18 protein-coding genes are annotated in these 25,142 nt (G+C 47.0%); 9 read left to right on the top strand and 9 right to left on the bottom strand.

Annotation, left to right across the window (positions count from 1 at the left end; all coding sequences use genetic code 11):
• Positions 1-5: 5 nt before the first annotated feature.
• The gene (locus NC997_RS09160; RefSeq protein WP_348257781.1) at positions 6-446 is read right to left on the bottom strand and encodes a hypothetical protein; all 441 of its coding nucleotides are present in this window, start codon (positions 444-446) and stop codon (positions 6-8) included.
• Between the two features lie 68 nt (positions 447-514).
• Between NC997_RS09160 and NC997_RS09155 the strand changes: the two genes are divergently transcribed.
• Entirely contained in the window at positions 515-1,033 is a 519-nt protein-coding gene (locus NC997_RS09155) for an O-acetyl-ADP-ribose deacetylase (protein WP_190527482.1), read from the top strand.
• A gap of 95 nt (positions 1,034-1,128) precedes the next feature.
• Here the strand turns inward: NC997_RS09155 and NC997_RS09150 are convergent, their stop codons facing one another.
• Entirely contained in the window at positions 1,129-1,278 is a 150-nt protein-coding gene (locus tag NC997_RS09150) for a hypothetical protein (RefSeq protein ID WP_190412980.1), read from the bottom strand.
• A gap of 27 nt (positions 1,279-1,305) precedes the next feature.
• Here NC997_RS09150 and speY point away from each other — a divergent pair, with 27 nt between their 5' ends.
• From speY to NC997_RS09115, 7 genes are all read left to right on the top strand, one after another.
• Positions 1,306-2,499, top strand: a complete 1,194-nt coding sequence (gene speY, locus NC997_RS09145; protein WP_190412981.1) for a deoxyhypusine synthase — start codon at positions 1,306-1,308, stop codon at positions 2,497-2,499.
• A 355-nt stretch (positions 2,500-2,854) separates the two neighbouring features.
• Positions 2,855-4,072 (top strand): response regulator, encoded by a 1,218-nt coding sequence (locus NC997_RS09140; RefSeq protein ID WP_190412982.1) that lies wholly within the window; start codon positions 2,855-2,857, stop codon positions 4,070-4,072.
• A gap of 29 nt (positions 4,073-4,101) precedes the next feature.
• Positions 4,102-4,467 carry a response regulator gene (locus NC997_RS09135; RefSeq protein ID WP_190412983.1) on the top strand — a complete coding sequence of 122 codons (366 nt, stop codon included), beginning with the start codon at positions 4,102-4,104 and terminating at the stop codon, positions 4,465-4,467.
• Between the two features lie 35 nt (positions 4,468-4,502).
• The gene (locus tag NC997_RS09130; protein WP_190527480.1) at positions 4,503-5,090 is read left to right on the top strand and encodes a chemotaxis protein CheW; all 588 of its coding nucleotides are present in this window, start codon (positions 4,503-4,505) and stop codon (positions 5,088-5,090) included.
• A 122-nt stretch (positions 5,091-5,212) separates the two neighbouring features.
• The gene (locus NC997_RS09125; RefSeq protein ID WP_190527478.1) at positions 5,213-10,636 is read left to right on the top strand and encodes a GAF domain-containing protein; all 5,424 of its coding nucleotides are present in this window, start codon (positions 5,213-5,215) and stop codon (positions 10,634-10,636) included.
• A 211-nt stretch (positions 10,637-10,847) separates the two neighbouring features.
• Positions 10,848-14,678 (top strand): response regulator, encoded by a 3,831-nt coding sequence (locus tag NC997_RS09120; protein ID WP_190527476.1) that lies wholly within the window; start codon positions 10,848-10,850, stop codon positions 14,676-14,678.
• 111 nt (positions 14,679-14,789) lie between these two features.
• Positions 14,790-15,347 (top strand): chemotaxis protein CheW, encoded by a 558-nt coding sequence (locus tag NC997_RS09115; RefSeq protein WP_190527474.1) that lies wholly within the window; start codon positions 14,790-14,792, stop codon positions 15,345-15,347.
• A 180-nt stretch (positions 15,348-15,527) separates the two neighbouring features.
• On the opposite strand, the gene NC997_RS09110 is transcribed toward NC997_RS09115, so the two are convergent.
• From NC997_RS09110 to NC997_RS09080, 7 genes are all read right to left on the bottom strand, one after another.
• A complete protein-coding gene (locus NC997_RS09110; protein ID WP_190527472.1) occupies positions 15,528-18,800 on the bottom strand; it encodes a CHAT domain-containing protein in 3,273 nt (1,090 codons plus the stop codon).
• A 32-nt stretch (positions 18,801-18,832) separates the two neighbouring features.
• Positions 18,833-19,387, bottom strand: coding sequence for a hypothetical protein (locus NC997_RS09105; RefSeq protein WP_190527470.1), 555 nt, complete (start codon positions 19,385-19,387; stop codon positions 18,833-18,835).
• 90 nt (positions 19,388-19,477) lie between these two features.
• Entirely contained in the window at positions 19,478-20,191 is a 714-nt protein-coding gene (locus NC997_RS09100; RefSeq protein WP_190527468.1) for a helix-turn-helix domain-containing protein, read from the bottom strand.
• On the bottom strand, positions 20,188-20,595 hold the full coding sequence (locus NC997_RS09095) for a type II toxin-antitoxin system RelE/ParE family toxin (RefSeq protein WP_190527466.1): 408 nt from the start codon (positions 20,593-20,595) through the stop codon (positions 20,188-20,190). Before NC997_RS09095 ends, NC997_RS09100 begins: the two co-directional genes overlap by 4 nt.
• 276 nt (positions 20,596-20,871) lie before the next feature.
• On the bottom strand, positions 20,872-21,513 hold the full coding sequence (locus NC997_RS09090) for a hypothetical protein (RefSeq protein ID WP_190428687.1): 642 nt from the start codon (positions 21,511-21,513) through the stop codon (positions 20,872-20,874).
• A gap of 54 nt (positions 21,514-21,567) precedes the next feature.
• Positions 21,568-21,972, bottom strand: a complete 405-nt coding sequence (locus NC997_RS09085; protein WP_190527464.1) for a hypothetical protein — start codon at positions 21,970-21,972, stop codon at positions 21,568-21,570.
• A 15-nt stretch (positions 21,973-21,987) separates the two neighbouring features.
• Positions 21,988-23,382 carry a hypothetical protein gene (locus tag NC997_RS09080; RefSeq protein WP_190527463.1) on the bottom strand — a complete coding sequence of 465 codons (1,395 nt, stop codon included), beginning with the start codon at positions 23,380-23,382 and terminating at the stop codon, positions 21,988-21,990.
• 284 nt (positions 23,383-23,666) lie between these two features.
• Between NC997_RS09080 and NC997_RS09075 the strand changes: the two genes are divergently transcribed.
• Positions 23,667-25,016 carry an inorganic phosphate transporter gene (locus NC997_RS09075; protein ID WP_190527461.1) on the top strand — a complete coding sequence of 450 codons (1,350 nt, stop codon included), beginning with the start codon at positions 23,667-23,669 and terminating at the stop codon, positions 25,014-25,016.
• Positions 25,017-25,142 lie beyond the last annotated feature (126 nt).

Here is a 25,142-nt window from a genome sequence, read left to right as displayed (position 1 = left end):
TGGTCTTAATTCAACCACGGAAACTGGCTGGAAGTAGCATCGGGTTCTTCAACTAAATGAGCCATATCGCCCTGGTAGTTCTCGTTAATGAAAACCGCTTTACTCTTCAAATGTTCGGGTACATAGCGGAGGTTGACAGGGATACCATGCGCCAGCAGAAATTCTGCCAGATGCTCGGGATGAATGTACAAACCTTCTGCATGAAGCCGTTGCAACATTTCCTCAAAATTAGACCAATGATTATGGTGCTGGCTTTGAGATGCTGATTGAACTCTAACGGGATTGCGAGAGGAAAGATTGCTTGCCATCTTGTCATATTGACTGGACTGAGACAAAATCCTTCTCTGGATTAAAGCCATGAGAATGACCTTTTTCCAGTTTACAAAAATTTGAGATTTATCGAATTGTGGCGATCGCTTTTGCGATCCCCGCAGGGAGCTTTGCAACACCCCTATGATGGCAATTATGACTCAGCCGGTCTTGGTCAGTTTTTTGTGCTAAGGAAAAAAATCCCATGATTTTAGGCAAAATTGCAATCGTTCAAGGTGATATAACTCAGCAAAAGGTAGATGCGATCGTCAACGCAGCGAATACCTCCTTACTCGGTGGTGGCGGCGTCGATGGGGCAATTCACCGCGCCGCTGGACCAGAATTGTTGTCAGAATGTCGCCAGTTGAAGGGCTGTGCCACGGGTGAAGCAAAGATTACAAAAGGTTACAATCTCCCCGCCGAGTGGATAATCCACACAGTTGGCCCAATTTGGCGAGGGGGCGATCGCCAGGAAGATGAGCTGCTAGCTAGATGTTATCGCAATTCTCTGGCTTTGGCGGAGCAATACGAGATACGCAGCATTGCCTTCCCAGCTATTAGCACGGGTGTCTATGGGTTCCCGATAGAACGCGCCACTAGAATTGCTGTAACTGAAGTGAAGAAGTTTTTGGAGCGCACTACCTCGATAGAGCAGGCGATTTTCATTTGCTTTGGGGATACTGCCTATAATTCTTACTCGGCTGCGATAAAAGAAATTATTTAAGACAAGGTAGCGCTCGCCTGAAAAAATCCTAAGTGCTGTAAGGGCAAAAAGACCCCACCGATACTGAGTAGAATTCAATCAGATAAGGGATGGCGCTAGAGCGATCGCTGCTTACCCGACAAAATTATCTGCGTGAGGATGCAACGAGTGCGATCGCTCTCGCTCTCATTTATCTTTTCCCCACACTTATATTTTTCCTGCTCCAGTTGGGTTTCTGACTCGCTTTTGCTGGTTATAGTTGACAATGCGGTTCATTCTTTTAAAAGTAAAAAATGTCACAACTGCCCGGTAACAAAATCGCACCCGCCCCCATGCCGACAGCAATTAATGTTGTCGATCTAATTGATGGTTACTTCAGCGCCTACAACTCAGCGCGTCTGCGGGAAATGTGTCACTTGCTCAGCCGAGAGGTCATGCGTGAGGGCGTCACCGTCGGAGTCAGTCTATCAGGCGCGATGACCCCCGCTGGGATGGGTGTGGGAATTTTGGCTCCCCTGATTCGCCACGGTTTTATTGACTGGATGATCAGCACGGGTGCCAATCTTTACCACGATATGCATTTCGGGCTGGGTTTCGACCTTTACGCAGGGAATCCGTTTGCAGATGATGTGAAACTGCGCGAAGAAGGCACCATTCGCATTTATGACATTATCTTTGGCTACGATGTGCTGCTGGAAACTGATGCCTTCATCCGAAAGATTTTGCAAGCAGAACCGTTCCAAAAGCGGATGGGAACTGCTGAATTTCACTACCTGCTTGGAAAGTATGTTCGGGAAGTGGAAAAGCAGTTAGGAGTGAAAAATTCCTGCTTATTGGCGACAGCTTATGAATGTGGTGTGCCTATTTATACTTCTTCGCCGGGGGATAGTTCGATTGGGATGAACGTAGCAGCATTGTCCTTGGAAGGCTCAAACTTAGTGCTAGATCCAGCCATTGATGTGAATGAGACAGCTGCGATCGCCTACTGCGCTCGTGAAACCGGCAACCCAGACGTAGAAGGCAAAAGCGCCGCCGTGATTATTGGCGGTGGTAGTCCCAAAAACTTCCTGCTGCAAACTCAACCGCAACTTCACGAAGTGTTGGGATTAGAGGAGCGAGGTCACGATTACTTCGTACAAGTCACCGATGCGCGTCCTGATACCGGCGGACTCTCTGGTGCAACACCCAGCGAAGCCGTTAGCTGGGGCAAGATTGACCCCGAAGAGTTACCTAGCACCATTGTCTGTTACACCGACAGCACAATTGCCCTACCTCTCATCGCCGCCTACGTGATGAACCAATGTCAGCCCCGCCCCCTGAAGCGCTTGTACGATCGTCGAGAAGAGATGTTCTCAAAATTGCGGACGGACTATCAAGCAGCAAAAACCCAGCCTTCCGATGAAATTCCTGCCGCTGTTGTCGAAAATGCTTCTGAACAACCTGTAGCAACTTATCCCTGCGGCAGGCTAATTCCTAATACCCAATAGCAGGCTGCTTTTGGATCAAATCCCCCAAGTTGCATCAACCTGGGGGATTTTTTATTCCGTTTTATGCTCAATAAACTATCTTAATTGTTTACTCAACTAAGACTCAGTTTACTATTATCAAAGCGAAATCAAATTGTTTGCTCGTATCTTAATAAAAATTATTAAAATAGGGGGTTTTCGTAAATTTACGGAACGCCTAAAATTCTAAAAATATTTCAGTAAAATTACTGAGACTTGTTATTTCTATATAGTGCTATTAATTAAATTAATAGGCTTTTTTATCAGAAATATTTATAAATGTAAACTCTGGTTTTCGCTAAAGTCAAGCGAACTTTGCAAGAAGGAATCAAGAATTATGACCGCCCAACCTATGACGATTACTGCTTTTGCTAGCAAGCTGACTACTTTGAAGGAAGCTCGCTTTAGTGGGCGGCTGTTCCTGAAAGGTACTTTGGGGCGAGAGTGGATTCTTTACTTCTACCTGGGTCGGATTTTGTACGCAACTGGAGGAACTCATCCAGTTAGAAGGTGGCAAAGACATTTAGGAATAAATTGTTCTAATGTTAGTCCGAATCAACTTAGTTTACAAACTGATATTTCTGAAACTTCTTCCGATCTTAGCAAAAACTGTCGAGAATATTATTTGTTATGTTTGTGGCTGAAGCAGCAAAAAATTACCCGTGAACAAGTTGTAAAAATAATTCAAGGCATTGTTCTTGAATTATTGTTTGACATCACTCAAGAAGTACCAAAAGCATTACAAATTAAGCAAGAAAATGCCTTAGCCCCCCAGTTGTTATTGATTGATGCCGAACAAGCGATCGCGAAAACTCAAGAAATTTGGCAAGCCTGGAAAATCGCTAAAATTTCTGATGTGCTTCCCAATCGAGCGCCATCGATCAAGCAACCAGAACAACTCCAACAAAAAACATCGCCTACCGTTTATAAATCTCTGACATTGTTATTAGATGGGCAAAGAACCTTACGAGATATTGCGGTTCAAACTAAGCGCAATGTTGCGGAAGTAACCCGATCTCTATTGCCTTACCTTGAAACTGGATTAGTAGAGTTAAATGATATTCCTGATTTAGCAAATCCGGTTTCCCCGACTTCTTCAGAATTAACTGCTAAAAATCCTCCGACTTCTTCAGGCAAAACACCCGCTCAAGCGGCGACTCGAAAACCACTCATTGCTTGTGTGGATGATAGCCCGTTGGTTTGCAAAAATATGGAAAAGATTCTTACGTCAGCCGGGTATCAATTTTTGGCAGTACCAGATTCGATGCGAGCGATCGCTACTTTATTAAACCGCAAACCTCATATCATCTTTTTAGACTTGGTAATGCCCAATACGAACGGCTATGAAATTTGTACCCAATTGCGTAAAGTTTCTGCTTTCCGAGATACCCCAATTATTATTTTGACAGGAAATGACGGTATCATTGACCGAGTCCGAGCTAAGGTTGTCGGAGCTTCAGATTTCATGGGGAAACCAGTCGATGCAGAAAAGGTGCTAGCGATAACCAACAAGTACCTCAAGCACCTCAAAAACAGTTCCCTCGTGGTCAGTTGATTTTTGTTTTTCCTAGGAGCCTTAATACAATGCATACTGCTTTAATCGTTGAAGATACCCTAACGGAAAGGGAAACTTTTGCTAGCTGCTTGCGACGAGGTGGGTTAAATGTTTTAACAGCCAATACTGGAGAAGAAGCCTTAGAAAAAATCAGTAGCCATAAACCTGATGTGATCATTTTAGACGTTGTATTGCCCGGTCGTAGCGGCTTTGAGCTCTGCCGCGAACTCAAAGCAGATGCAGAAACCAGCAAAATTCCAGTCGTGATGTGTTCCACCAAAAGCACTGATATGGATAAATTTTGGGGCATGAAACAAGGAGCAGATGCCTACATTCCAAAACCAGTCGATCAAGAGGAACTACTGCGTACTGTTAATCAATTAATTAAAGGTTAGGAAAAATCTTCGTCAGCACCGTCAAGAGACAAGCAATGGAATCTGAATTTTTGTCTGGAAACAAAGCTTTAATTCAACAATTTGAAATCCCAACCGCAGAACATAAAGCAGTCGTGGGAGAGCAATTTTTGCGGTTTCATCTTTTTCCGGACATTACCGCACTATTCCCCATGCACCAAATGACAGAGGTGCTGACAATTCCAGTTGGTCAGATTGTCCCCATTCCTCATATGCCACCTTGGGTGATGGGAGTTTATAACTGGCGTGGTGAGATTTTATGGATTGCGGATCTCGGTCATTTGGTAGGGCTGACTCCCTTATACTTACAGGCAATTAACCGATCAACTTACACAGTCATTGTGATTCATGGGGAACAGCAAATCCTTGGTAAACAGCGAACTGGTAGCCAAATCATAGGAAAAAAGATGCTGGGATTGGTAGTGAATCGAGTCGAAGACATCGAAAGCTGCGATCCAGATTTAATTCAATCTCCTCCACAATCATCTGTCACCCCGGAATTGGTGCCATTTTTACGGGGATATTGGCTGAAATCAAATGGTGAAATACTGGTGGTTCTAGAGGGAGAATCCATCATGGCTGGAATGCCTAAGCCAGAAGTTTGAATGGCTGTTTGAATATCCAGATGTCTTTCTTTGGGTCTGGAATTTCAATTTTTTAACTTCTATCTATATCCCTTAATCAACTCAACTCGCCACACTCATCTACCTTTAGCAAAGTTTAAACTATGAAGACGCCTTCCGATCCTCAATCAGATACAACAAAAGCCAATATTAAGCGTCGTCTCCGGGGTCGCAAGACAGGTGTTAGCCATCAACCCCCTCCTCTTAAGCTCATTCCGAACCAACAAGATTTAAACGGATCTCAAAATCTTGAACAAAAGGTAGAGAACAAGGGAAAAGAGCAGCTAGAGCAAACAGAGCAAGACCAGCTTAACCCGCCGTCTCCACAATTGAATCTATCTAAAAGTCCCACGCTCCGCAGCCAATTGTTGAGGACAATCTTACCTGTGGTACTAGCACCGCTAGCGATCGCAGGTATTGTGAGCTGGGGGATGACGAATTATCAAGCATCTGGGCGCACCGAGACGAAATTATGGAATGACGCGATGCTTTCCTCCAACTTGGCTGGCGTAAAGGTCAAGGATGCTTTGATTTCGTCGTCTTTGGCAGAAAATTCCTTAACTATTGATGTTGCGCGTGCTGCTAACTTTGACGAACTAGCGGTGCCGTTGGAGCATGTAGGACTGAGTAACACTGAAAAAATTCAGATTTTGGCTCCGGCAAGCAAAGCCGTTATTAGTACCATTACATCTAATGGCGCGATCGCGCAGAAAGAAGTGTTGGGTGGCGATGCGGTTTTACAAACAGCCACCGCTCTGTTAGCCGAACTAGAAGTACAAAAGGCTAATTTTGGGGAAAACGCCACCCTAGGGAAAAAACCAAGCTACGTTGCCACTACAGGTCAACTCCAGGGACTTACCATTGTCCCTTACGTTCGCCAAGAGGGACAATTAGTTCTGAGTACTTCATTCGATCGGGACGGCAGAAAGTATAGCCTTGCCGCAGTTCCTGGCATCGATTTGGTCAGTGTCACCTCAATTGAACTTTCGGAAATTGCTGCCGCAGGAAATGAGCATGGGCTAATTTTTGTCCTAATTTTTCTTTCCTTGGGAGCCGTAGGTGCAGGCATTGTGGTGAGTTTAGCACGCCGCTGGTCTGCTCCTTTGAAAGAATTGACGGGTACATCAGAGCAGGTTGCTGCCGGAAATTTGGATGCCTACGTTGAACCTCGCGGGACTACTGAAACCCAAACTCTAGCTGTCAGCTTCAATAACTTAGTGGCACGAGTTAAAGACTTATTAAGCAAGCAAGAAGTTGAAGGCAAGCGATTACAACTATGTGCCGATATTGCTACCAGTGCCAGAGAATCTCTCGATATCCATGAAGTCTTCAAGAAAGCAGTTCAAGGCACGCAACAAATCCTGAATGCAGAACGAGTATTTATCTATCGCTTCAATCCAGACTGGAGTGGCTATGTTGTTGCCGAAGCGGTAGCGCCCGGATTGCCGACCTGCATGAAAATCAAGGTAGCTGATACCTACTTCACCTCTTCCAAGGTGGGAGTAGAACTCTATCGGAAGGGCCGCGTTTTTGTCATTGATGACATCTATAAAGCCAATCTCACACCTTGCCACATTGAGTTGTACGAGCGATTAAAAATCAAAGCCAATGTAATTACCCCGCTGATTAGCGGCGACAAACTACTCGGCTTGATGTGTACGCAGCAGTGTTCTAATCCTCGGACTTGGCAGCAGTCTGAAGTCGATTTCTGTACCCAGGTGTCCACTCAATTAGGGCTAGCCATAGATCGGATTGGCTATTTGCAAAAGCGGGAAGTTGAAGCTAAACAACAAGAAGTTGAAGCCAAGCGATTACAGTTGTGTGCCGATATTGCCACCAGCGCTAGAGAATCGTTAGATGTCAAAGAAATTTTCGAGAAAGCCGTTCAAGGAACTCAACAAATCCTCAAAGCAGAACGGGTGTTTTTGTATCGCTTCAATCCAGACTGGAGTGGAGATATCGTCGCGGAATCTATTGCTCCAGGTTGGCCTTCCTGCTTAAAAATGACCGTCACGGATACCTACTTCACCGACTCTCCAGCGGGGGTAGAACGATACCGCAATGGTCGCGTGTTTGTCATCAATGACATCTACAAAGCCAATCTTACGGGTTGCCACATTGAGTTGTATGAGCGATTAAAAATCAAAGCCAATGTGATTACCCCGATTGTCAGCGGTGATAAACTATTAGGTTTGCTGTGTACGCAGCAGTGTTCAAATGCTCGGAATTGGCAGCAGTATGAAGTCGATTTTTGTTCGCAGTTGTCTACTCAAGTCGGCTTAGCTCTGGACCGAATCAGTTTCTTAGAACAGAAGGAAGCTGAAGCAAAACAGCAAGAAGTTGAAGCTAAGCGCATTCAACTGTGTGCCGATATTGCTACTAGCGCTCGTGAATCTCTCGATGTCAAGGAAGTATTTGAAAAAGCCGTTGTTGGCGCTCAACAAATCCTGAATGCGGAACGGGTGTTTTTATATCGCTTCAACCCAGATTGGAGTGGGGATGTAGTTGCTGAATCAGTAATGCCGGGTTGGCCTTCCTGTCTGAAAATGACTGTTACCGATACTTACTTCACCGACTCGAATGTGGGGGTAGAAAGATATCGCAATGGTCGCGTATTTGTCATTAATGATATTTATCAATCTGGTTTGACTTATTGCCACGTTGAGTTGTATGAGCGATTAAGAATTAGAGCCAATGTGATTACCCCGATTGTCAGCGGTGATAAACTATTAGGCTTGCTGTGTACGCAACAGTGTTCAAATCCTCGGAATTGGCAGCAGTATGAAGTAGACTTTTGCTCGCAGTTATCTACTCAAGTCGGCTTAGCTCTAGACCGAATCAGTTTCCTAGAACAGAAAGAAACTGAAGCAAAACAGCAAGAAGTTGAAGCTAAGCGCATTCAACTGTGTGCTGATATTGCTACTAGCGCTCGTGAGTTGCTAGATGTCAAGGAAGTATTTGAAAAAGCCGTTGTTGGCGCTCAACAAATCCTGAATGCAGAACGAGTGTTTTTGTATCGCTTTAACTCGGATTGGAGTGGAGATGTTGTTGCGGAAGCGGTGACAACTGGCTTACCTTCGTGCCTGAAAATGACCGTGACCGATACTTACTTCACCGACTCGAATGTGGGTGTAGAAAAGTATCGCAAGGGTCGCGTATTTGTCATTAATGACATCTATCAAGCCAATCTTACAGGTTGTCACATTGAGCTGTACGAGCGATTAAAAATCAAAGCCAATGTAATCACCCCAATTGTCAGCGGTGACAAACTATTAGGCTTGATGTGTACGCAGCAGTGTTCTACTCCTCGGACTTGGCAGCAGTATGAAGTAGATTTTTGCTCGCAGTTATCTACTCAAATCGGCTTAGCTTTAGACCGAATCAGTTTCCTCAAACAGAAGGAAGCGGAAGCCAAACAGCGAGAAGTCGAAGCCAATTTGACACAATTGTTTGCAGATATTGCCAACAGCGCTCGTGAATCTCTCGATGTCAAAGAGGTTTTCGAGAAAGCAGTAATTGGCGCTCAACAAATCCTGAATGCGGAACGGGTGTTTTTGTATCGCTTTAACCCGGACTGGAGTGGGAATGTAGTTGCGGAAGCGGTGACGCCCGGATTACCGACCTGCATGAACATGAAAGTAGCAGATACCTATTTCACCGACTCAGAGGCGGGGGTAGAGTTGTACCGCAAAGGTCGCGTGTTTGTTATCGATGACATTTATCAAGCGAATCTCGCCCCTTGTCACGTTGAGTTGTACGAGCGATTAAAAATCAAAGCCAATGTGATCACCCCGATTGTTAGCGGTGACAAACTACTGGGCTTAATGTGTACCCAGCAGTGTTCAACCCCTCGGACTTGGCAGCAGTCTGAAGTCGCTATCTGCACGCAGTTGTCCACTCAAGTTGGTTTGGCGATAGACCGCATCAGCTATCTGGAACAGAAAGAAGCTCAAGCCACGCGATCGCAACTTTTGTCGATGATTACTCTCCGCATTCGGGAATCTCTGAAGCTGGAAGACATTCTGAATACAGCGGTCGAAGAGGTGCGACGCGCATTTAAAACAGATCGCTTAATCGTCTATCGCTTCGATGCGAACTGGGATGGGACGGTAATTGCAGAATCTGTAGCGACGGGTTGGATGCCCACTCAAGGAGTCAAAGTTGAAGATACCTGCTTGAAAGAGACGCAGGGGGGAAGCTACAACAAAGGGCGCATTCGTGCGATTGAGGATATTTATCAAGCGGGTCTGAACGAGTGTCACATTAAAATGTTGGAGCGCTTTCAAGTCAAAGCCAACTTGGTCGTGCCCATCGTAGTAGATAACGAGCTATTCGGCTTGATGATTGCTCATCAATGTTCGGGGACTCGCATTTGGCAGAAGGGTGAAATCGATTTGTTCACCCAGTTGACAACTCAAGTGGGTATTGCCCTCAACCAAGCGACGCTGCTGGAACAGATTCAAACTTTGCTGGCGGCGCAAGAGGAAGCGACCCGCCAACAATCTGCAAATGCCGAACAGCAAAGGTCAGCCAAGGAAGCCCTGCAAAAACGAGCGCTGGAACTGCTGCTGGAAGTCGATCCTGTCAGTAAAGGAGACCTCACCATTCGGGCGCAGGTGACTGAGGATGAAATTGGCACGATTGCTGACTCCTACAATGCCACGATCGGTAGCTTACGGAAAATTGTTAGCCAGGTGCAAACCGCCGCCAAACAAGTGGCAGCAACCACCAGCAGCAATGAAGTCTCTGTTCAAGAGCTATCGGCAGAAGCTTTACGGCAATCAGAGGAAATTTTAGCTGCTCTGGATCGAATTCAGGAAATGTCCACCTCGATTCGAGCGGTTGCTGCCAATGCCGAACAAGCGGAAGCTGCGGTTCAACAAGCGACGCAGATTGTGAAGGAGGGTGACGCTGCCATGAACCGCACGGTGGACGGGATTCTAGCGATTCGGGAAACTGTCGCAGAAACCTCTAAAAAAGTCAAGCGTTTGGGCGAATCTTCGCAAAAGATTTCCAAAGTGGTGAACCTAATTGGCACCTTTGCCGCTCAAACGAACTTGTTGGCGCTCAATGCTTCAATTGAGGCGGCACGCGCTGGGGAAGAGGGTCGAGGCTTCGCCGTCGTTGCGGATGAAGTGCGATCGCTAGCGCGGCAATCGGCGGCAGCAACGGCGGAAATCGAAAAGCTGGTTGCAGGCATTCAAGCAGAAACTAATGAGGTGGTAGCGGCGATGGAAGCGGGCACCGAGCAGGTCGTTACAGGGACGAAACTGGTGGATGAAACCCGCCAAAGCCTGAACAAAATTACAACTGCCAGCGCCCAGATCAGCGCCTTGGTGGAAGCGATCGCCCAAGCGGCTGTCGTGCAATCCAAAGCTTCCGATGCAGTCACCAAAACCATGACCGATGTGGCAGCGATCGCCACTAAAACCTCAACGGGAGCCACCGATGTATCGGCATCCTTTAAGGAATTGCTAGCGTTGGCGCAAGAACTGCAAGCAAACGTGGGTCGATTTAAAGTTAGCTAATGGGTAATTGGTAATGGGTAATTGGTAATGGGTAATTGGTAATGGGTAATTGGTAATGGGTAATTGGTAATGGGTAATTGGTAGGGGGAAGAATCCAGCCAATTATTAATTACTAAACCCCTTTTCCCCAATTATCAATTACCAATTCCCAATTCCCATACGCCTATTCCCCAATTACCAATTACTAATTACCAATTACCAATTCAGTATTATGGCGCTCGACTCTGATATCCGCGACCAAGCCTATCAGTTCTTCATTCAAGAAGCTCCAGAGCTGTTGCAGGTCATCGAATCGGAACTGCTGACGCTCAAGACAGAGCGGACTACTGCTAAAATTCACAGTCTCATGCGTGCGGCTCACTCGATTAAAGGGGGATCTGCTTGCGTGGGACTCGAAACAATCAAAACGATAGCTCACCGCCTTGAAGACATCTTTAAGGCGCTCCACAACAAAGAGTTAGAGATTGATGCCGAACTAGAAAGCTTATTGCTGCAAGCCTATGATTGTCTCCGCCTCCCTTTAACGGAGCAGATTCTGGCGGGTCATTTCAACGCAGAACAGGCGATCGCGATCGCCGAACCCGTGTTTGCCAAAATTGAGGCGCAATTAGGAGATTTCCTCACCGGAGAGGAAGTTTTACCCAATGCGGTGGAATTGGGAATTGATATCACCTTATCGATATTTGAAGTGGACGTGGCGCAAGAACTAGAGCGCCTCACTCATGTTTTAGCCCATCCTGAGAGCAATCAAGTAGCCGGAGAATTGCGGGCACTCGCTGATGTATTTACCGGCATCGCAGAATTATTAAGTTTGCCAGGATTTGGAGCGATCGCGCAAACTACTTTGGCGGCGCTCGATGCTCATCCCGAACAAGCCTTGCAGATTGCTCAACTGGCATTAGCTGATTTTCTAGCAGCTAGAGAAGGCGTACTCGCAGGCGATCGCTTGCTTGGCGGTTCTCCCTCTACCGCTTTAACAAAACTTGCTGCTACTTCTCCTGTTCAAACTTCGCCCGTAGCAACGGTTACAGGCGTCCAACTGGCTCCCGAATTAGAGCTACTGACACTGACTGAAGATGAAGAGGAATCAGCGCTCTCCTTTTCCTTTTCTTCTATTGAAGATATTTTTGGTAGCTCTGTCCTCCCTTCTGAAATCAATGAAGATTTCCTAGACGTTTCGGCACTATTCACATCTGAAGAAATTTCCGAAACCGAGTTAGGCATTCCAGGGGAAACGCTAACTTCTATCGCTGCTTTCGACGAAATTCTTGATTTCTCAGATTCCAGCCTATCAACTCAAAATCAACTCCCTCTTCTCAAAGTTGATGAACTTGAGCATCTAACCTTAACTACAGATGAGGAAAGTCTCAAACCAAACTTAGACGAGCGAAAACAGAAACAAACTTCAGATAAAATTTTTAAGGATTCAAAATTAACAGCAGAAATTACAGATTTTTATAATAATTCATCTTTCGACGGGCTGAAACTTCCGGCGCTACCAGCAGCTAATCTAAATCAAGAATTTGAGTTAATCGCTCAAGAAGAAATCCTCGCTTCCCCTCCTTCTCTAGATGAAGTTTTTGGTAGTTTTGCCTCAAATTTACCAGAGATAGAAATTGAAAACTCATCTTCTTATGAAGTAGCTGAGCCGATGGCGCTGATTGAGGAAATTCCTGAATTAGAGCTAGCTGTTGAAGAAACTAACCTAGTTACTATTTCTCCCCCAGCTCCAGAACTACACTCAGAATTAATTGCAACAAAATCCTCAACGAATATTCAAGCAGTTGTTCAGGAAATCGAGCAATTATTTGATAGTTTGCCTTCCGTAACCGAGCTTCCGGTCAATCTAGTCAACACAGAAAATTCGCCTCAGATAATTCAGTCTGAAATCGACAAAGCAGCGCCTAAAACTTCTAGACCCGCTAAATTGCCTGCTGCCAAAGACAAGAAGAAAGAAACCATTGTCCCTACCAATTCTACTCCCCAACTTTCTGTTCGAGTTGACTTAGATCGACTGGAACGAATGAATAACTTGGTGGGTGAACTTGCCATTAACCGAAACGGTCTTTTCCTCCAAAACGAACAACTGCAAGCAACGGTACAAGAACTGCTGCGGCGGTTTACTAAATTTCAGGAAATCGCCAATCATCTGCGCGATTTATCAGACCAGATGATAGTGGCTCCAGAACGCCATTCTATTGCGTCAGACCAGCAAATCGCATCTCGAAAAGCAGAAAAGCCGGATGTAAAAACGCGATTTCCTGCGTCTGAAACCGAGGAAAATATAGAGCAAAATCTCCTGTCTTCTAGCACCTCTACACCCCTAACTTCTTCGTTTGACTCCCTAGAGATGGACAGCTATGGAGCATTGCACTCAATGGTGCAAGAGAGCCTCGAAGAGATGGTGCAACTCGAAGAAATCGTCGGGGATGTGGCACACTTAGCTGGACAGTCAAGCCAAACTTTAGAAAGTCAACGTCAAATGATCGCCCACTTGCGGGATGATTTGATGTGGGCGCGGATGCTTCCCCTGCGCGAAGTGTTGAGCCGCTTTCCTAGAGTTTTGCGCGACCTTTCCACAAAATACAAAAAGCCAGTCGAGCTGAAATTAAGCGGGACGGGAGTTTTAGTTGATAAAGCCGCTTTAGAAAAACTCAACGATCCTTTACTGCACTTGCTCCGCAATGCCTTCGATCACGGGATTGAGCCACCAGAAGTACGCCGTCAGCAAGGGAAACCGGAGCGGGGTCAGATTGAAATTCAGGCTTATCATCAGGGGAGTCACACGATTATTGAAGTACGGGATGACGGTCAAGGAGTCAACCTAGAACGCATCCGTTTGAAAGCACTAGAGTTGGGGTTGCTTTCACCAGAACAAGTGGTTACAACTTCAACCACTCGACTTTTAGATTTACTATTTGAGCCAGGATTTTCCACTGCGGCTCAAGTCAGCGAACTGTCGGGTCGAGGTGTGGGATTAGATGTGGCGCGATCGCAACTGCGATCGCTCAAAGGCACCATCACCGTCACGACCACGCCTGGAAAAGGTACCACCTTTACCTTACGCATCCCGCTGACGCTGACGATTGCCAAATTACTCGTCTGCTTGGTTGGTTCCACTGCTTACGCCTTCCCCGCTGACAGCATTGAAGAGATCGTCATTCCGAAAACTGACCAGATGAAGCACTCTGGAAAACAGAGATTCTTGCACTGGCGCAAGCGAATCGTTCCTGTCTATCACTTATCAGAATTACTGGACTATAGTTGTCCGTTGCCTGAATCAATTCCCAGCCAAGCTTTAGTCGCCGTTCCCACTCCCGAAGCTTGGGCCCCACCGATGCTGCTAATCCGCCGAGACAACCAAATTCTTGCCTTAGAAATCGATCGCTTGGTCACAGAGCAAGAATTGGTGATTAAACCCTTTGGTGCAGCGATCGCGCCTCCAAGTTATATTTACGGTTGCACGATTTTAGGAGATGGGAGCCTGATTCCGGTAATTGATGGGGCAACGCTTCTCACCCAGATGGTTGGGCAAAGTAAGAACGCGATCGCTACGACTACTTTCACCGATCTGCCAACTGCTTCCCCCATCCAAACTGCATCAATTGACAAAACTAAAGTATCCGTAAACACAGCTAAATCGCCTTTGATATTAATCGTAGATGACTCCATTACCCTGAGACAAACTTTAGCTTTAACACTCCAAAAAGCAGGATACCGCGTCTTACAAGCAAGAGATGGACGGGAAGCCATCGAACAGTTACAGCAAAATTCCAACATTCAAATGGTAGTTTGCGATGTAGAAATGCCGAATCTAAATGGCTTTGAATTTCTTAACCATCGTCGTCAAGATCCGCAGCTATCAAAAATACCCGTAGCGATGCTGACTTCCCGTAGTAGTGAAAAACATCGACAATTAGCAACTCACTTGGGAGCCAGTGCTTACTTTAGCAAACCTTACTTAGAGCAAGAATTCTTAGCAGCCCTCAAAGCCCTTTTTGAAAAAAGTGGATCTTTAGGAGCTGCCGTTCGTAGCTCATAATAATGAGAGCATCTCAATGTTTTTAAAAACATCAATTACAGTCCAGAAACCCACCCCAACCCTCTGGGTGAATCGGGAGGGATGAATCCTACTTTCCCCTGAAAAAAAGGCATGAATAGCACTTTAATCAACTCAAACCCCCCAGATTTCGATCGGTTAGATGTTTCCGCGTCTGTACCCGCTATTAAAGTGCTTGTGTTTAGCATTGGTAGCTTAAACTTGGGTTTGCGGATTGAGTCTATCTACAAAGTGCTGAATTCTACCCAAATTTTTGGCAGCGAACTGAATGGAGTCGGTATTGCTCATGTAGGCGATCGCGAAGTGACCGTTTTGGATTTACAGCAGCGGTTATTTTCATCCAACTCAACCCACGAAACCCTTCAGGGAGCCTACCTGATCGTTCTTCAAAATACCGAAAGCGAGTTGTATGGTATCCCGGTTGAAACCGTTCCCGCTTTGATAGATGTTCCCTTATCCACCATCCGAGTCTTACCCGAATCCTTTCGTCACGCTAATACCCTAGGGATAGCCAGTCACGTTGCTGTCATTTCTCAACCAGAAACTTCTCTAACCTTATTTCTGTTAGATATTGATACAACAACGAAACTTTCTTGGGGCAATTTCGCTCTGCCACCTGCTACGGACGAGGAGACACGGCAGCCTCAATAATGCTATGTTTATTACCCTATAAAGGCGATCGCTAGCTCATCTGGATCGCTTTGGGAATTTAGCTCTATATATCTACTCATCAATTAGAAGATGAGAGCGATTGCGCCTTTCAAACCCCATCATATTGAAAGGTGAACTGAAAGAGATCGTGCCTATTCCTCACTGTTATATAGAGTACAATCATCGCAAGCCTTGGCAGGTGAAAGCAGCCCAGTAGCGATGATGTGAGAAGGCATATTCATCTAAAGAATTTTTGTGTGGGTTAAGCTGTCCTATGACTACACCGTAGATCTGATGTTTACGATTACACTCCACATAGTCAGATGAACCAGGCTGATATTGATCTCGCTTGCTTTTTGTTTCTTTCCATGCGACGAGTGTCTGACTCGATATTTTTTTAATATCATCTTTGTTCAGTTCACGCAGTTTGATTTGAGCTTGTTGCAGAGATTCGGGGCGGCTTTTATCTTGTTGTCGATGCTGATAGTAAAAAATGGAAAATAATGCTGTGGCTAAGTCATCGACTGACCAAAGTGTACTGACAACACTTCTGGCACCAGCACATAAAAAACCTGTGGAAAGGGTGAGAATATCATCCGTTATTTCCGGCACGCCCAAACCAGTTTCGCAACAAGAGAGAAACACATCAGAAAGATTAGGCAGCCGCCAGCCTGGAGTCATCAACTGCCCCAAGGTGATATTACCATCAGCCAATTTCAACTGGGAGTTAAGAGGATTATCGAGGCAGGATTCAGCATGATGGCTGGAGTGAAGCACCTGAACTCGTGAAGCCATCTGACGATAGTTGCTTGTCGTAGCTTGGCTGCGACCTCTTAAGCGATCGCTTTCAGGAATATTGTAAATTTTCGCAATTTGTTCACCCTCAAAATTCGCAACGGGTAGGTCTTCGGTAGCATCTTCCACGGTGCCGTAGGTGAGATTTCCTTCTACTTCGCCCCGTTGTTGGCAAAATTCCAAAACTTGGCAACTGGGGGTATAGCGAATGAGAAACTTATCTCCCAAATATTGACCTTCTCCAAGGGGCAAAGCAGCAAAGGGAATCTGATGCAGCGCCAAGTGAGGCACTAAAATCAGTTCGGTAATGTCCTGTAGGTGCTGAGAAATAAGGTCATTGATTTGCAAGCGTTGAGCCAGTTCGACTAAGAAATTACTAATTTGGGACTTCCAAGTGTTTCCATCTTCGACGTAGAGTTTTAACCAGTTCTGCAAAATCCAAGATTGCAGTGTTGCCATGCCTTCTCCAGTACAAGTGTGGCAGGCGATCTGGTTTTTCCGCAGTACAAATATATGAGTATCGTTACTGGTGCTATAGAAGCTGAGGATAGCAGTAGTAGGTTGGTCGATGAGCTTCTGCATCGCCGAAAAGTCAGGAGCTATAACTTGAATCTCACCAGCTAGTACGGGGTCTAGGCGTCTGAGTTGTTCCCAGATTTGCTGTTTCTCAGCTTCTAAAGATGCGATCGCTTGTGTTTTGGCTTGGAAGGAAGCGCGATCGCCTTTGCTAATTTCTCCGCTCTTATTGTCAGAATTGTATTTAAACCGTTCTTGGTCAATTCGCTGTTGCAAGCCATCAAACTGCTGCAATAACGCTTTGACTTCTGGGGGAATTTCGCCGCCTTGGTAGAGGTCATTACTAGCCATCAAATCTACGAGGCGCTTGGAACGCGATCGCTCAACAGTCTCAATGGCTTTTTCCAGTTGACCATTATTGATGCAGGCTTGCACCATGTTTTCGTAGATGCCAATGGACTCTGCCAGAATCTCTTGACGGCGTGATTCAGAAGTTGTCCAAGTGCGGCTTTGTTCTATAGCATCAATAGCAGCAGCATAGCCTTGGGTAGCTTCTGTCCATAGCGTAGCGGCAAAGGCGGCGTTGCCCAGGTTACGTCCAGTTTTGAGGCACTCTACTGGGTCAGTAGTAGGAGAGTGGATTGCCAACGCCAATCGAAATACCTGTAATGCCTCTGGAATGTTTTGCAGCTTGCAATAGTAAAGTCCCAGATTGTTTTGAATTCCTGCCCAGTTCCTCGGAAAGCCTTCACGGGTATAGACTTGTAGTGCCATTTCATAGCACTGAACAGCTGACTTCAGATTTGATGCCGAGTCTATTATTGAGCGAACAAATAGTTCACCCATTGTTCTCTGAGAGTCCGCCGACTCTAAACTGGACACACCGTCTCCTAATATGCGATCGCGGTAGGCATTACCCAGATTAGTTTGAGTATCTGCCCATTGGTAGGGAAAGTCCTCAAAGGTATAGATTTGCAAAGCTCGCTTGTAGCATTTAATTGCTAACTCTAGACTCGATTCTTTATCTCCTAAGATGCGATCGCAGTAGACAACACCTAAATTACTCTGAATTGCTGCCCATGCTTGGGGAAATGCCTCACAGGTATAAACTTGTAATGCTGCTTCTAAGCACTGAATCGCTAACTCCAAATTCGACCATTGGTCGCCTGAGATGCGGTCTCTATAAGCAAGTCCCAGGTGGTTTTGGGTTCTTGCCCATTCCTGGGGAAACGCCTCACGAGTGCAAACTTGCAAAGCTGCTTCTAAGCACTGAATCGCTAAATCCAAATTCGACTTGCGATCTCCTAAAATGCGACTGTGGTAAGCATTGCCCAAATTGTTTTGAGTTCCTCCCCATTCCTGGGGAAACGCCTCACGAGTGTAGACTTGCAATGCTTGGTTGTAGCATTCAATTGCTAACTCCAGGTTCGATGCTTTGTCGCCTATGATGCGGTTTCCATAGGCAGTACCCAAATTGTTTTGAGTTCCTGCCCAGTTTTGAGGAAATGCTTCACGAGTGTAGACTTGCAGTGCTTGGTTGTAGCATTCAATTGCTAACTCCAGGTTCGATGCTTTGTCGCCTATGATGCGGTTTCCATAGGCAGTACCCAGATTACTTTGTATTCTTGCCCAGTATTCAGGAAAAGCATGATTGGTGTAGACTTGCAACGCTCGGTCATAACACTGAATCGCTAGCTCTAGATTTGAGACTCGCTTGTCCAAGATGCGCTCACGGTAGGCGTTGCCCAGGTTATATTGAGCCATAGCCCAATTTTCTGGGGATGCTTCACGGGTAAAGATAGTGGTAACGACCTCATAGCCTGTAATCGCAATCTCCAGGTTGTTCGCCTTTATGCCTAGCGAAAACTGTCGCATCAGGCTACTGAAATGTATGAGAGCGACTCCAATACCCTGTACTAGATTTTGTTCCGATTCAAACCTAGGAGCCGTTATCCTACTTCGCAGCAAAGCCGCAAATTGATCATCAAGTTTGTCCAAATTCGCTTCCAGCAGTGGATAAACCACTTGTGGATCACCATTGCTTTCTGCGATTACCTGCAATACCTCAAGTAAGAAATTTACATAGGATTTTTGATATTGTTTACTCTTTTTTGGCTTTCCAGTACCGAATCCTTTTGCCATATCGTTCACTTAACCTTAAAATCTTAGTCATCTCAGGCACTTTGACGGGAGTGCCACCCCAATACTGGCTGCCACCCAACAGTTACTAACTCTTGGGTGGGGCGCGAAATGCCTCTACTGAAGTCAATTCCCACCGCTTCTAACTGCTCAAATCCATTTTTGTAGAACGGATGGCGAGGGCTGGTGACTTGATTCCTCATCCACAAATAGGGATTATTCCGACTACGACCTTCCCAGTCATTAGAAGCAGGCCATTTGCCGCAATCCAGGGGACTGACCCAGCCGTTGAATTCCAAGGCTAACAGACACCAAGCTCTCGCTCCCCATTCATCAGGTGTCGGGTCATCTGGCTTAACAACCCCATTACTGTTAAACCAATTCATTTGAGGAACTCCCAGCCCCCCATGCTGCCGCCACAGGGCGATGTAACCATCTGGCTTGACCGCAAAATGACCAATTTCATGCAGAACATTCCACCACTTCTCATACCCAGGCGTGATAGTAATTCCGCTGACACCAATGCTGTGACTAAATGCCTGAACATCAGCAACGGTGGGGATAATCAGATTACCCTTGTCTCGCGTCATATTCTTTCCTTGTGATGCTTTTTATCTAAAGGTTAGAATTCAAAAAACATAGCTTTATAAACAGAGAGTTAGCAGATTTTGCTCTTAAGATTATTGCAAAACATCGGCTAATTTCTCTAGCAAGCTTTCTGCTAAATCTAGGAGTTCGATTTCATCATTATCATCGCTTGAATTGCGGTTAGTGCCGACAGCAGCAACGCTACCAGCTAAGAGATTCTTGACAGCACAGAGTCGGTCATCTTCTTCTGGGATGGTCAGGCATTTTTCCAACTCGGCGGCAATTTCAGAAAGCGATCGCGCTCCCAATCTCTCCCGTACCCGTACAGCCACCGAGTCATCACTCTCCAGAAACGCCGTCACAGACTTGATGACTGAGACACCTTTGTGCGAGAAGTGCCGAACCGCCGCCTGCACATACTCCCGGAGACTCATCCCCTCTGCCTCAGCTAGCTGGACAACTTCCGCGCCTAAGTCTACCAGCACCACCTCTTCGTTATCGCTTACCTGATAGAGTTCGTCTCCCTGCTTGACAGCCACCAATAAATCCGCACCCAAAGTATGTAGGTAGTGCAGCACCGACTCCAACTCATGATCCTTCAGTGCCGACTCCAGCTTAGACACTGCCGCTTGCTTCACTCCCAACTTTTCGGCTAACTGTGCCTGAGTTAGTCCCGCCTGAGTCCGCAACTCGCGCATAGCATCAGTCAAGTACAACCGCAGGTATTCCAACTTACCCGCCAGAATTACCTCTGGGTCATCGCTAATTTTCGCGTTGAGCCATTCTTGAAAGTCGTACTTTTTCATCGCCCTTCCCTACTTTTCAACTCACGCAGTCTAATCCTTGCTGGTTCCTTGTCTCTGTCACGGATGCCACCGTCGTATTTCTTCATAAAAGCGTGCAGCACCACAAAACGCTGCGGAGTCGCAGGAGTCAGAACGAACCGGGGATTATGTTCGCTCTTGGTCATGCGAAACTCATACAGGTCATCCTCTAACTTCTCGAAGATGTCGCTAGTCAGAGACAACAAGCCTTTGTTGCACAAGCGGACAAGATTAACTTGCAGCCTCTTGGTTTCTGACAGAGTTAGCACTGGCACAGGCGGATCGGAGGGCAACTCATCTGGCGGCATGAGTCCGACAAAGAAAGCCAGCAGATCCTTTGGGATCTCTCCACTCCCGTCCTGATACAGTTCCCAAGTCCAAGCCATTTGCTACCTCTCAGTCTAATATTCCTTTGGAGGAATGTCAACGATAATATTCTCTCAAAGGAATACTGATTTGCCAAACAATCTCTATTCTGTTTGAGTGTAAGTGGCTGGGATAACTGGGAGCGATCGCGAAGCGCTGACTTGTCAGTTCGCATCCTCATCTCTTTTCAGCGCGATCGCTCTCGTTAATTGATATTGACTTACAACCAAATCCCCCAAATTTACCTCCTCTTTTGAAGGGAGTAAATTTGGGGGATCAAAATAATGAAATTGCGATTAGCGGATTGGTGGGCAGGGAACGGGTGGAAAACCTCCCGCCTCAATCACGAAGTCATCGAAATCCTCATCTTTTCCTGGTTGGGGTAGCCCTGTATCATCCCAGGCGATGCGAACGCCAGTAATTTCTTCGTTCGTGCCACCATCTAAACTGCCATTAAACGCAGCTGCCAAGTTAGTGGTGGATCTGACACTGCGGCGAGTTTGACCTGTAGGGCTAACAGATTCCAGGTAGAAAGCATACCGGGTATTCGCTTTAAAAGTATATTCGCTGAGTCGATTTTCTACAGCTCCCCCATCAACTGTCCCCAGAAAATCGATTGCCGTGCCAATATTATTTTGACCGGGCGAGGAAGGCTGAGGCTGTTCGCTTCCGAAGCCGTCATAGGGTTTGACTTCCTGAAACAGCACCGTCTCTTCACCCGTATCTAAATTGACAACGCCAAGCGTTGATCGATAAGCTCCGTGGGACTCTTTGAATTCAAATTCAATCGTCGTATCCACCGGGAACTGGACAGCTTCATTGCCAAACAAATCTTCAGCGTGAACGGGCGTTGCTACACCCATAAACCCAGCCGCGATCGCTCCCAGTAGCCACTTGAACCCGGTGGTTCTACCGTTTTTACGCTTCATCTGCCTCATCGTATTCTTGCTCCTGCTCACACTAGAATGACTGTGCAACTGACAACCGAACCGCTACCAAGTCCGCAAACCGGAGTTGGCTCTGGAAAGGTCTTTTTGCTGCAAAGTCGTTCTCAAGTTTTCTACTTCTGTCCTTAACTCCTCTAGACGCTGACACGCCTGCGGAACAGGGGGTGGTGTTTGAGGCTGTCGAGTAAACCGGCGGGTACCAGGAGTTTGTTCCGTCAGAGCAGCCCCGCAGGCTTGAAAGGCTGTTTCTGACTCTTGGTTAAGCCGGGTAATATTTGCGGTTAGTTCCGGATCTAACTTGTCATCAGTATCAAAAACGGGTGCCGTATTGTTCCAGATATTCGTTCCCGTGATATCAGAATAACTACGATCGGCTCTCGCAGGCGCAGCCATACCCAGCGCCACAATTGATAAGCCAACAACCCAACCCAGAGATTTTATGGTGTGCATTTGGGGTACTCCTCCTTAAAACTTCAATGCTGTCCCAACACCTAATACAAATCGAGAGCCATCACCCGCACCCGCAACGTCGCGCAAGGCTGGAGTAATCACAAAAGGAAAGTTTTTGAAGGGAGCGATGGAAAGACCCAATGCTAAGTCCTGTCCTGTCCATTCCGCAATCAAACTAACAGGTCGAACAACGCGAACTGCCAAATTTCCAAATACATTGATATTGTTTTCACCCGCATCAACCGCACCGTTGGAACGGAACTGTCCATCACCAACACCAACCGTAAAAGCAACGCGGCTGAAAGCATCATTGAGAGATTCTCGCGTTCGGAATACTTTGGTAACAACTCCATATTTGGATTGTTCAAAGTCGTTGTGACCAATATTTAAAAAGCCATTCCAGCCTAATGCTGCTGATACATCTCCCCCAAATCGACGATGCAGCTTGCCATTAAAACCACCTTCGCCGAAGCTGTCATTTGTCGCTAAAGCGTAGGATAGTTCTACCCCGACGGCTTTATCAGCATTGCCTAAGCCGATGCCGATCCCCGCAGCCCCGACAGAACCACTATCTTCTCGCACGTTGGGTTGATAGGTGCCGCTGATAAAGGCGGTGTTTCTATCGGCACCATAGCCAACTGGGATATAAATGCTCAGGGCGGGCGAAGCTTCAAATTCCTCGATGGGTGCTGGCAACGCTAGCGGCGCAACAGGTTCCGGACCCGGACAGCGTTCTGTAGCCGGTGTGCTTACTTCTTGAGCAACTTGATAAGTTGCATTATCTAAGGATTTAACGTTCTTGATGCTTTGGGAGGCACAGGTATTCCCGGCTTTCGGTTCCGTTGCCATTGACTGGCTGGTTTGTACCGTTGACGAGTTAGCGATCGCTCGATCTGGACGGAGTGCTTCAGCCTTGGATGTAAATGCACTTCCACCGGGTATCGTTCGTTCATTGACAGCCGCTTCGTTGACGGTTTCCCCGTTTCGGAAGGAAGCTAAGTCAGAAGCTTTCCTCCCGGATTCCTCAGATGCAGACTGGTTAATATCAGAAGCTGTTGATAACTGGGAGAGGACGTTATTTGAGGGAAGCGCCGCAGTTTCAGGGATTTCTGGCAAATCAGTTTGGGGGGCAGCTGTCAATGCCGGAAGTTGCCTTACAGCGAATCCTGGGGCCTTCTGAGAAGGCGGCGCAAATTCCTGCCTGGATGCCAATCGTGGTTCTGGTTGGATTTCTGGGGCAGCGATCGCTGTCATACTTCTAGGAGTCACCATCGGGGTGGCAACACTCCCCTCATCGGTCACGGCTGCCTGGGGAGAACCTTCGGAACTCGGACTTTCACTTGCTTGGGCTGTCATCCCTCCAGCCACAAAAGCAGCTAAAGTACAAACAGCAACATGAGGAAAACGCATAAATTAGCCCTACTAAACTCACACCGCTCCAATTGAGAAGTCGGTCTTCCCAAATCGTTGAATAGATACTTATACAGAGTTGGGCGCGTGTATCCGCAGTGATAATCGCGCAAATTTTGCCTCGATTTGAGTAAAAATCATCGCTTCAAATCCCGATCGCCGCTTCCTCTCCCTTCAGCGCGATCGCGTTAGAGAAGCGAGGCGTTAGCCGCACGCTGAGTTCTCAGTTCGCTCCCCTATCCCTCACCGGATAAACTAGCTGTGTCGATATCTATATTTACGGCATGATTGTTTTTGTTGCCCTGCTAGCTTTCTACGTTGCCTGGAATCTGGGCGCAAACGACGTTGCTAACTCGATGGGAACGTCGGTGGGATCGAAGGCTGTCACCCTACGGCAGGCATTGGTGATTGCCGGAGTGTTGGAATTTACAGGTGCCGTGCTGTTTGGTCGTTCCGTATCGGAGACGCTGGCAACCGGGGTTGTCAATCCAGAACTGTTCGCTGCCGTACCTCAGATGCTACTGATTGGCATGGTTTCGGTATTGATAGCCTGTGGCGTCTGGCTGCAAATTGCCACCAGTCTGGGCTTGCCAGTCGCATCATCTCATGCGGTAGTCGGTGCGATCGCCGGTTTTAGCTGGGTGGCGGCGGGTGTCGGTGCCATTGATTGGTCATTAATTGGTCTAATCAGCTTCGCCTGGGTGATAACGCCGATCATCAGTGGCACGATTGCCGCGTTATTCTACAGCGTTGTCAAGCGTTGGATTCTCGATCAACCCAACCCACTTTTTCAACTGCGCGAATGGATCCCCTGGTTGAGCGTGACGTTGCTGGGCGTCTTTGGGGTGATTGTTCTACCCTCTGTGAGTCAACCCATCGATACCTGGCTGACAAATCGTTTCGGCATCAACCTTCCTGCCCACGATATCCCTCTGTTGATTGGCGCGATCTCATCAGTTGGCCTTACCCGGTTCATCTGGCGACAATTAGCCCGCGAGGAAGCAGAGCAGCTTGTAGACACAAGAGTTATCGCGGGAGCCAATGAGACGGACAACCGCGAAATCCCAAACTCCCAATCTAAAATTCTCAATCCCATTGAGCGCCAGCTAGCACGGTTTCAGCTATTAAGTGCCTGCTTCGTCGCCTTTGCCCACGGTTCCAATGATGTTGGCAACGCGATCGCTCCCTTAGCGGCGATCGTTTATATCAATCGCACAGGTTCCGTTCCTATCACTGGCTTTAGCATTCCCCTCTGGATTCTAGTATTGGGCGGTGCCGGTATCGTTGCCGGTCTTGCCGTCTGGGGCAAAAAAGTCATTGCGACAATTGGAGAAGGCATTATTGCCCTCCAGCCGAGCGGTGGCTTCTGCGCCGAACTCGCAACCGCTACGACCATCTTGCTTGCTTCCCGGCTCGGCTTGCCCGTCTCCACCTCCCACGCCCTTGTCGGTGCTGTGGTTGGCATTGGTGCAGTCAAAGACTGGAAATCCATCCGCTTCCAAACGCTGCAATCGATTGGACTCGCTTGGCTAATTACCCTTCCCATTAGTGCGGGTTTGGGGGCAATTATCTTTCTAGTTATCCGTCAGATAGGGGGACAATTCGGAATTTTCCACTTGATGGATTCAATTTAAAACTTTACATCCCCTCTCCGGTTGCCCGATTGGGATACACTCTTTCTGGAAGGAGTTTCTAGGCGGCGGCGGCTACCCTGTTGGGGAAAATGCGTCCGCGTCCAAAAACTCGATCCTAAATGCCAG

The organism is Trichocoleus sp. DQ-A2 (assembly GCF_039961915.1).
Taxonomy (GTDB): Bacteria; Cyanobacteriota; Cyanobacteriia; order Cyanobacteriales; family FACHB-T130; genus FACHB-T130.
This window is presented reverse-complemented; position numbering and strand designations above follow the sequence as displayed.

What these genes read in the sequence shown, in the direction of transcription:
- NC997_RS09155 (WP_190527482.1), top strand. Translation starts at nt 515, where the DNA reads ATGATTTTAGGCAAAATTGCAATCGTTCAAGGTGATATAACTCAGCAA.
- speY (WP_190412981.1), top strand. Translation starts at nt 1,306, where the DNA reads ATGTCACAACTGCCCGGTAACAAAATCGCACCCGCCCCCATGCCGACA.
- NC997_RS09140 (WP_190412982.1), top strand. Translation starts at nt 2,855, where the DNA reads ATGACCGCCCAACCTATGACGATTACTGCTTTTGCTAGCAAGCTGACT.
- NC997_RS09135 (WP_190412983.1), top strand. Translation starts at nt 4,102, where the DNA reads ATGCATACTGCTTTAATCGTTGAAGATACCCTAACGGAAAGGGAAACT.
- NC997_RS09130 (WP_190527480.1), top strand. Translation starts at nt 4,503, where the DNA reads ATGGAATCTGAATTTTTGTCTGGAAACAAAGCTTTAATTCAACAATTT.
- NC997_RS09125 (WP_190527478.1), top strand. Translation starts at nt 5,213, where the DNA reads ATGAAGACGCCTTCCGATCCTCAATCAGATACAACAAAAGCCAATATT.
- NC997_RS09120 (WP_190527476.1), top strand. Translation starts at nt 10,848, where the DNA reads ATGGCGCTCGACTCTGATATCCGCGACCAAGCCTATCAGTTCTTCATT.
- NC997_RS09115 (WP_190527474.1), top strand. Translation starts at nt 14,790, where the DNA reads ATGAATAGCACTTTAATCAACTCAAACCCCCCAGATTTCGATCGGTTA.
- NC997_RS09110 (WP_190527472.1), bottom strand. Translation starts at nt 18,800, where the DNA reads ATGGCAAAAGGATTCGGTACTGGAAAGCCAAAAAAGAGTAAACAATAT.
- NC997_RS09105 (WP_190527470.1), bottom strand. Translation starts at nt 19,387, where the DNA reads ATGACGCGAGACAAGGGTAATCTGATTATCCCCACCGTTGCTGATGTT.
- NC997_RS09100 (WP_190527468.1), bottom strand. Translation starts at nt 20,191, where the DNA reads ATGAAAAAGTACGACTTTCAAGAATGGCTCAACGCGAAAATTAGCGAT.
- NC997_RS09095 (WP_190527466.1), bottom strand. Translation starts at nt 20,595, where the DNA reads ATGGCTTGGACTTGGGAACTGTATCAGGACGGGAGTGGAGAGATCCCA.
- NC997_RS09090 (WP_190428687.1), bottom strand. Translation starts at nt 21,513, where the DNA reads ATGAGGCAGATGAAGCGTAAAAACGGTAGAACCACCGGGTTCAAGTGG.
- NC997_RS09085 (WP_190527464.1), bottom strand. Translation starts at nt 21,972, where the DNA reads ATGCACACCATAAAATCTCTGGGTTGGGTTGTTGGCTTATCAATTGTG.
- NC997_RS09080 (WP_190527463.1), bottom strand. Translation starts at nt 23,382, where the DNA reads ATGCGTTTTCCTCATGTTGCTGTTTGTACTTTAGCTGCTTTTGTGGCT.
- NC997_RS09075 (WP_190527461.1), top strand. Translation starts at nt 23,667, where the DNA reads ATGATTGTTTTTGTTGCCCTGCTAGCTTTCTACGTTGCCTGGAATCTG.